General features: G+C 38.0%; 8 protein-coding genes. 3 read left to right on the top strand and 5 right to left on the bottom strand.

The window, feature by feature from the left end:
- The 3 genes from BUA78_RS11760 to BUA78_RS20660 all read right to left on the bottom strand — a co-directional run.
- Positions 1 to 226, bottom strand: a 226-nt coding sequence (locus tag BUA78_RS11760; protein WP_139257354.1) for a transposase, incomplete at its 3' end; no start/stop codon positions are given.
- 176 nt (positions 227 to 402) lie between these two features.
- Positions 403 to 1,350 carry a class I SAM-dependent methyltransferase gene (locus tag BUA78_RS11755; protein WP_072914680.1) on the bottom strand — a complete coding sequence of 316 codons (948 nt, stop codon included), beginning with the start codon at positions 1,348 to 1,350 and terminating at the stop codon, positions 403 to 405.
- Positions 1,351 to 1,398: 48 nt separating this feature from the next.
- On the bottom strand, positions 1,399 to 2,568 hold the full coding sequence (locus BUA78_RS20660) for a glycosyltransferase family 2 protein (RefSeq protein ID WP_274377393.1): 1,170 nt from the start codon (positions 2,566 to 2,568) through the stop codon (positions 1,399 to 1,401).
- A 277-nt stretch (positions 2,569 to 2,845) separates the two neighbouring features.
- Between BUA78_RS20660 and BUA78_RS11745 the strand changes: the two genes are divergently transcribed.
- Both BUA78_RS11745 and BUA78_RS11740 read left to right on the top strand, forming a co-directional pair.
- Positions 2,846 to 4,711, top strand: a complete 1,866-nt coding sequence (locus BUA78_RS11745; RefSeq protein ID WP_072914676.1) for a methyl-accepting chemotaxis protein — start codon at positions 2,846 to 2,848, stop codon at positions 4,709 to 4,711.
- Between the two features lie 177 nt (positions 4,712 to 4,888).
- A complete protein-coding gene (locus BUA78_RS11740) occupies positions 4,889 to 5,431 on the top strand; it encodes an SPOCS domain-containing protein (RefSeq protein ID WP_072914674.1) in 543 nt (180 codons plus the stop codon).
- 124 nt (positions 5,432 to 5,555) lie between these two features.
- Here BUA78_RS11740 and BUA78_RS19905 read toward each other — a convergent pair whose 3' ends face one another.
- On the bottom strand, positions 5,556 to 6,374 hold the full coding sequence (locus BUA78_RS19905; RefSeq protein WP_139257352.1) for a hypothetical protein: 819 nt from the start codon (positions 6,372 to 6,374) through the stop codon (positions 5,556 to 5,558).
- 297 nt (positions 6,375 to 6,671) lie between these two features.
- On the opposite strand from BUA78_RS19905, the gene BUA78_RS11725 reads away from it, so the two are divergent.
- Positions 6,672 to 7,766, top strand: a complete 1,095-nt coding sequence (locus BUA78_RS11725; protein ID WP_072914666.1) for a CotH kinase family protein — start codon at positions 6,672 to 6,674, stop codon at positions 7,764 to 7,766.
- Positions 7,767 to 7,993: 227 nt separating this feature from the next.
- On the opposite strand, the gene BUA78_RS11720 is transcribed toward BUA78_RS11725, so the two are convergent.
- Positions 7,994 to 8,476, bottom strand: a 483-nt coding sequence (locus BUA78_RS11720; protein WP_238456805.1) for a DUF6385 domain-containing protein, incomplete at its 5' end; no start/stop codon positions are given.

Below are 8,476 nucleotides of genomic sequence, written 5' to 3'. Positions count from 1 at the left end.
CGGATCTTATACCATACAGGTAGCCAATTAGAATCATCTTGAATAATACAACAGGATCAATAGAGGGGCGACCATTATCAGAACAATAATAAGGCTGCACTTTTTCTCTAATAAACGAAAAATCTATGTACTTATCTATCTTTCGTAGTAAATGGTTTTGAGGAACTAATTCTTCAATACAAACAAATTCAAAACTGCTTTGAGTCTTGTCATTTGAGGTTAGTATTTTTACCACCTACAATCTTGCATTTTCTTCCATTATATCATAAAAATAGCCCTAAACCTTTGATTTTCATGGTTTAGGACTACTTATCTTTAAATATCTACTATCATTGGCTTTCTCAACAGCCTGAAGTCATAATCAAAGAGAAAAACCAGCTCCAAGCTGGTTTTTCTCTTTGATTATGACTTACTCATGGTTATCATGGCAAAACCCCTGCCTTGAATAAATTTTTCCACCAAGGGTTTCCATGACTCTTCGCACTGCAGATGATTCCTTGTTAAAATGTTGCCAAATAACTGCAAAAACTGATCGTTAAAATACTTTGTACAATAGCCTAGAACCAAATCGGCTGCAACTCTGGAATGATAGTGATCAACCATTGAAAAGGCTTTGCTAAACTCCTCTCCCCAAACATTTCCAGCTAGGATATTGTCAATATTTAAAAAGGGACGGATTGGCCACGGAAAAGCAGTTAGGATGGTAAAATATTGACCAAAGCGTACAGCAATATCCTCTAAGGGTTCGACACCAATATGGCCCTCTAGGTTTACATATTTCCTCACAGTGTCCTGGGGATCTTTAGGGTTACACCTAAAATAATCAATAAATCCTGCCTCAATTCCATGAAATCCATATCCGCCCTTTTTGGTTACCCGGTGAATTTCTGAAATAATGTTATTTTTATAGCGAAATTCCACGTGACCAAAGAAATCCATGGTAAACACCAGATCAAAATAATCATCCTGATAGGGCAGATTGTTTATCACATCATGTACCAGAACATCATCATAACCGTTTCTTTTCGCAGTTGTAATACAATCCTGGCTCATATCAACCCCGCAGAGATAACTAGCGGGAAAGAAATGTTTTATCCTGGCTCCTATTAAACCCGACCCACAGCCAACATCTAAAACTTTAAGCGGTGTGTGTTCCCCACCAATTTGCTTGATAAGATCACTTAAGTATTGAATTTTTTGGTATAAAATTGTATGTCTGATGGCCTTACTTTCTTCCGCTACATTTAACCGATTCTCAACAAAGAAGCGTTTTTGATAGTATTCTGCAGGATTAATATCAAAAAGCTGATAGGTTATTTCTTCTGGAAGAAATTTTTTAGAAGAGATCATCTTTTGGGCCCCGTTTCCATAGCAAATTCTTACCTGGCATAGCAATCATTATTCTAAGATATCTTCCACAACCAATGTGTCAATTAGCCAATCACCTTTTTCATCAGGTAGAACAATAACAAAACTCTCTAATTGCTCAAAAAAGCTCTTGCCATCCTGAGTACCCTTTTTTATAATCGTAAAGCGTACCTTTTGGAAGTTGTGGTTTTCTTCTATAAGAAAATCAGAAGCTGTTATTGTTATAGTTATATTTTGCTTCAGATTTTTTTGATCATTTTTTTCAAGTAACGGTAAAAGCCGAGCTTTGCTTTTCTTGGTAAAAAGTGACTGCCATTCCTGACTCCTTTGCTTATCATGGTAGGTTCCTAGCATTTCAATGGCCCTCTTGACATTTTGTATCACTTTATTGGAAAGTTCCTGGTTTTTACTTTTATAATCTGCCAGATTCAAGAGTTCTGATTCTCTGTAAATATGATAAGCTGGATAATGAGTATCTACATAAAGAGTTAAGCCCAGCACAACAGCCCGAATGCAAAAATGCCTATCCTCTCCCCAGAAAGAAAGATTGGTGATAGGCTTGAAATTAACCCCCATCTCTAAGGCTCTTCTGCTAATCAAGGTACAAGCTCCCAAGCCTCCCACCTCATAGACTCCCGGTTGCCTTAGTTGTTGCATAAATTGTCTCCACCGCTTGACCTTTTCCTCATTATTTAATACTTCGCCCCGCTGGCGAGGAACTTGATCATAGAAATCACGCAACCAAACCTGAGGAAGCTCTAGCTGTTGATTTCGGTCATATTTAGTCCAAAAGATATTAGAAATAATATCCTTTTGAGCTTTTAGTAATTGTAAAAGTGTTTTTGGATGTATAACGATATCGGAATCAATTAGCAATAGGTAATCGTAATTTTTTCTGAGAGTCTGCTCGATAATTATATTTTTAAAATTAGCAACTTTCCAAACCAAGCTTTCATTCCAGTGGTGAGTTTCTTCCGTGCAAATATACTCATCCATAGATTTCAAATCTCTATATATGGTTACTGCTGAATCATTCGTACTATTTGATTTCCCAAAGTTATCTAAAAGTAAGGAAGATTCTGCAGTAATGTTATCATCAATAAACAAAAAATCTATTTTTAAATGACTCTTATCTAATTCTTCTAGGGATAACAAAAATTCTTTTAATATACTAGGTTTTTGCTGTACTGGACTACCTATTAGAATCCTCAGAAAAGAGACCTCCCTTCTTCTAGTTTGTACCCATAATATGCTAAAGGCTAAAAAGTGTTACATACAAAAGTTAACTTTGTTTGTTTCCTTGAAAATTCTATCAGATATTTTGTTGTCGTAAAGGCGACATAAAAATGTCTTGCGTTAGATGTCATCTATCTGACAACATTGGTAAAATTTTCATATGCAAATATTGGTTGCTAAGGAATGAGCATTGAATGGAAAGGAGTAACCCGGAACAATAGAAGAGGAGTGAGTAGCGGAAATGAGTAAGAAAAATAGATCATTGGCTTTTAAAATCACGCTAATGATTGCCAGCTTAATTATCTTGGTGGTCAGTATAAGTATTTATATAGGTGTCAGCACATCAAAAAACAGCATTTCTAAACAAACTCAAACTACTATTAAATCAAAGGAAATTTCAATACAAAAACACATCGCAGAACAACAACAGATTGCCTTAGAACTGACAAAATTAGTAGCCCTTAACCCTGCTGTAATAAACGGAACAAAAGCGAGAAGCCATGAGCTTTTGTTGGCAGTAACCACACCTCTTTTGAAGGAATCCGGGTTAGAATATCTGGTCATTACGGATTCCGAAGGAAACACCCTTGTTAAAACGCATCAACCGGATGATTACGGCGATAATATTATGAACCAGCAGGCTATTAAAACCGCCGTTACCGGCCAAGCCAATGTTGGCATAGAAAAAGGAAAAATTGTTAGACTATCCATTCGTTCAGGGGTGCCCATATGTGACGAAACAGGTCAGGTTATTGGTGTCGCCACTGGTGGATACGTCTTTAGCCAGAACAATGTGGCACAAAAAATTAGTGAATTGCTTGGTGTAAATATCTTAATTACAGAAAACAATCAAGTCGTAAGCAGCAGTTTTGACGGTATAGCCATTGGCAAAGAGATAACCGATTCGGAAGTTTTATCAAAAGTGTTGAAACAAAATGAAATCGTAGAAAAAGAACAAAGCATTGGTGGCAAACCCTATCAAATTGCTTATATTCCTTTAATTGGCGCAGGCAATAAGACGGTGGGTATAATCGGTATCGGTGTATCATTAGCTGAGAATATCCAGATGGAGAGAAATGCCCTTACTTATATGTTGCTAACGGGTTTATGCCTTTTAGCCTTCAGTATTCTCTTAGGTATTTTCACAACGAGAAAAATTACGAAACCAATCACATCAATGGTGGAATCCATCGAGAAAATTGCTCAGGGCGATTTAACGACAAATATACATAGCAGTAGCCATGATGAGATAGGTTTATTAGCAAATTCTTTTAATACAATGGTTACGCACTTACGTGAAGTTATTGGCAAGGTTGTTGAATCAGCAAATAAAGTGGCCTCTTCATCCGTAAGTATCGCGTCAAACGGAGAGTTGATAACCCAAGGTACCACTGAGTCGGCATCAAGTATAAACCAAATAGCATCAGGTGTCGTACAGATGAATGCAACTGCAGAAAATGTATGTCAAGCCGCCAATGATGCGATTATGAATGCTCAGGCCGGAAAAGAAAAAATGAAAGATCTATCTTGCCACATTCAAAATGTCGCCCAAGCCACGCAAATCGTGAGTAAGTCCGTAGAAGACATGAATCACCAGACCCAAAGTATTGGACAAATTGTCGAATTAATTAGTCAAATTGCCGAACAAACCAACTTGCTTTCTTTGAATGCAGCAATTGAGGCGGCCAGAGCCGGTGAACAAGGGAAAGGCTTTTCTGTCGTAGCCGAAGAAGTTCGTAAATTGGCTGGGCAGTCAAGTGAGGCAGCAAAAAGTATCGGTAACTTAATTGGTAACATACAATTAACTGCCAACGAAGCAGTATCCAATATGCAGCAAAGCGAAAATGTAGTGCATAACACACATTCTGTTGCTCTAGAAACTTCGGCCAGGTTTGCAGAAATTGTGACTATTACCGAAAAGCTTGCAGAAGAAATCCTTACAGTCGCCAGAGGAACAAACGAAATATCTTCATCTATTCAAAACGTTGCTGCCGTAGCGGAGGAACAATCTGCAACAATACAAGAAAATACGGCTGCCGTTGAGGAATTAATGACGATAGCACAAGATTTGAAACAAATAGTTAAAATATTTACCATTGATAATTAACATTTGAAATTATAACGCTTACCCCTCAACAACTTTTCTTTGTTGGGGGGTAAATATTTTTATTAAAAAATATGAGATTGACCTGTAACAGTCTGCTAAATAAACCCATATTATGTGATAGATACCAATAAGACTACATTTTGTAGTGCTGGGAAAATTTTTAGGAGGTAGATTTTAATGGGTAACCACCATGAGTGTGAAAAGAATTGTGGCAGAGTACAGTTGCTTTGTGAAAGTGTCGTCCACGTGAAACCACCCATGACAAAAATCGTAGGGGAAAGGTTTAAAGTTAATATTACTGACTACACTACGTATAGTGGCAACGTTGTGGTAAAAGGGTGTGTCGAAAAGATCACCATGTATTTACACGAGCATGACCATAAAAATGAAGAGTGCTGTAAAAACAGTAAACACGATTGTAAAAAAGACTGTGATTGCGACAGCAACGACTGTGATACCTATCTCAAGAAAAGTTTTTGTAAACAAGTAAAATGCAATGAAGGCGTTGTTCACTACCTTGAAAGTATCATGGAGTTTAATGCAGTGGTTGAAATACCCTGTGTTAAATGTGGCGATCATTGTCACGTTACCGCTAAGGTAAAAGATATTGGTGACTTTGTTGCGATTGAATGTGATAAAAAAGGTCATGTTACTATAGGTAAAGAAAACTATATTCTGGATGTTAAGGTTTGTTGCGCCGAGCCTAAATCATGTAAATAATAAATAAAAAAGCTTAAAAAGTAAGGGCTTCTACCAACAGATTGGTAGAAGCCCTTACTTTTTAAGCTTTTCTCATGTGTATTGAAAGTATAAACTTGCCATATACATAAGGGCAACCCAATAACTATAAAAGCACTTCCCTTCTGGGAAGCACTTTTATGAATCTACCTACATTTTGAGTCCTTTGATCCTTTTGATCCGCATGATTTATGACATTCTGAGATATCTGTCCCTTGGCAACTATAGTAATCACCATAACACTTAGGAACTTTAAAATTATCCAAATGTTTACAACACAAGATACACACATAAACGTTACAGGACTCTTTACATTTTGATCCTTTTGATCCTTTAGATCCCTTTGATCCCTTTGATCCCTTAGAACATTTGCATTCCTCAGAGCCTGTGAACCATTTACACCCCTTGGAGCATTTATATCCTTTTGAATCATTGGACCATTTATACCCCTTGGAGCACTTTGAGCCCTTGGAATATTTACATTCCTTGGAACCTTTATGACCCTTTGAACCCTTGGAGTATTTACATTCCTTGGAGCCCTTATGGTCCTTTGAACCTTTGGAGTATTTACATTCCTTGGAGTCCTTATGGCCCTTTGAGCCCTTGGAGTATTTACATTCCTTGGAGCATTTATGCCCTTTTGAACCCTTAGACCATTTATATCCCTTAGAGCACTTTGAACCCTTAGAATATTTACATTCTTTGGAATCTTTATGGTCCTTTGAACCCTTGGAGTATTTACATTCCTTAGAGCCCTTATGGTCCTTTGAATCCTTGGAGTGTTTACATTCCTTGGAATCTTTATGGTCCTTTGAATCTTTGGAGTGTTTACATTCCTTGGAATCTTTATGGTCCTTTGAACCCTTGGAGCATTTACATTCCTTGGAATCTTTATGGTCTTTTGAATCCTTGGAGTTCTTATCACCGCATACGTCCCAGGGGTTACACTTCATAAAACTTTTAATTAGTTCGTGAATGTCTGATGAATTACGAATTGCTTTTCTAAATTCATCATTTATAATTCGCACAAGCACCACTCCATTTCAAAATATTACCTTATTTTTAGGTTTAGTACATAATATGGGTTATTTTAGTTGTTGTGCCTGTTATATGGAAAAACCAATAATATATTGTCAAAATTGGGTAGATTTTTAAAAGGAATAATCTATTTGATCATTCTATAACATGTTAATAGCACACCACCAAAAGGAGGGACCCCAACATGAATGACACTCTGTCCCTAGCATCCTACTCCCTCTTTATTAACCCGCAGGACCTCCGGGAACTTCGCAGTGATATCTGGAGTAATGATCATGTTCCTGCTAAACTTAAGGTTGGCAATACCACATATCATATTGAAATTGCTTATCGGGGGGCACTTACAAGGGAATTACCAAAAAAGTCCTTTCATATAAATTTTAGTAAGCCTCGTACTTTTCCGGGAGGCAGAGAAATTCATTTAAATGCGGAGTATCTGGACCCCTCTCTACTCCGTAATAAGTTATCCTTTGACTTTTTTAAAAGTTTGGGTATCCTTAGCCCAGAGGCCAGATATGTTTTAGTAAGCCTAAATGGGACATTCATGGGCATCTACTTACAGTTGGAATCAGTAGATGACCTATTTTTAAAGAGGCGGGGCTTACCCCAAGGATCTATCATCTATGCCCATAATGACGAGGCAAATTTTTCCTTTCTCGACCCCGATACAGAAGATATCAAGGAGTCCCTCTTTGCTGGATATAAGCTAAAGCTTGGCAATGAATCGGATGAAGAACACCTTTGTGAATTAGTCTTTAAAATCAATACCCTTTCACGCACAGACTTTACCAAAGAGATTACCCATTACCTGGATATAGAAAAATATTTACGCTGGTTGTCTGGGGTAGTTTGTACTCAGAACTATGATGGGTTTATTCAAAATTATGCCCTGTATGGTAATTCCGCTACTGGTTTGTACGAAATGATTCCCTGGGATTATGATGGAACCTGGGGACGTGATTGTCACGGTAACATCATGGAATATGATTATTTCCCTATTCAAGGAGCGAATACTCTAACGGCACGCCTTCTGGATATTCCAGAATATCGACGCTGCTACCGTACATTACTTGAAGAAATCCTAGAGACCACCTTCACCGCAAAATTCCTAGAGCCAAAAATTACCTCCCTACACAAACTACTTCGCCCTCACATTATCCATGATCCCTATAAACAAAAAGCTCTTGAAAAGTTTGATGCGGAACCAACGTATATTATTAGTTTCATTACTAAACGAAACAAGTATTTGAAAAAACACCTCTCGGAATTAACCCCGTAAAGGTTCTAACTGGACGGCTTAGTGTGCCTATTTGATTCTTGAAAGAAGGGCGTAAAAGCCCGGGGATATTTGTCTTAAAAATATCTCCCGGGCTTCATTTATTTTGTTACGTAACGCAAATCATCAAAATCCATTCTTTCCTATAACAAGCTTTCCATGTTCTAAACCCCAGTGAAACCAAAGGAGAGAGACTCAGGTCATTTAAGATCTGAGCCTCTCTCAATAGATTATGACTGCCCTTGGAAGAAGATATTTAATGTTACTGCACTAGCTGCGCTAACGGCGGAGTAGCTCAATCTAGCATACTTTAGGAATATGGTAGATACAAAGGTTTGCAGCGAATTTTGGTTTATGGTTACGTTACTGATATCGTCAGTCCAGTTTTGTCCGTCTGGACTAATTTGAAGACTCACCAGTGCTTGAGCATCGGCAACTGTGGATGAATTCACTACGCCAAATGTCCATGCAGCAATCCCTAGAACATTATAGGCCTCATCCGGCGAACTGCTGGTATTGGTAAAGTTTGCCCTTACTGTTGATACATCGGTGGTTGCTAAGGTTGTTGAGATGGTCCCCGTAACCGCTAACCCGGTTGAAGTAATCAATAAACCGCTGGTCGGCGGAGTAATGGCTAAACCATCTGCAGCTGCTGTCACTGTTAATCCGTTTGCCGGGGCGGTAATGGCCAGACCCGTTGACGTAATCATCAA

The organism is Desulforamulus aeronauticus DSM 10349 (genome assembly GCF_900142375.1).
GTDB lineage: Bacteria > Bacillota > Desulfotomaculia > Desulfotomaculales > Desulfotomaculaceae > Desulfotomaculum > Desulfotomaculum aeronauticum.
This window is presented reverse-complemented; position numbering and strand designations above follow the sequence as displayed.

Excerpts from the sequence above, each read along its gene's own strand:
- BUA78_RS11740 (WP_072914674.1), top strand. The coding sequence starts at position 4,889 with ATGGGTAACCACCATGAGTGTGAAAAGAATTGTGGCAGAGTACAGTTG.
- BUA78_RS11725 (WP_072914666.1), top strand. The coding sequence starts at position 6,672 with ATGAATGACACTCTGTCCCTAGCATCCTACTCCCTCTTTATTAACCCG.
- BUA78_RS11745 (WP_072914676.1), top strand. The coding sequence starts at position 2,846 with ATGAGTAAGAAAAATAGATCATTGGCTTTTAAAATCACGCTAATGATT.
- BUA78_RS11755 (WP_072914680.1), bottom strand. The coding sequence starts at position 1,350 with ATGATCTCTTCTAAAAAATTTCTTCCAGAAGAAATAACCTATCAGCTT.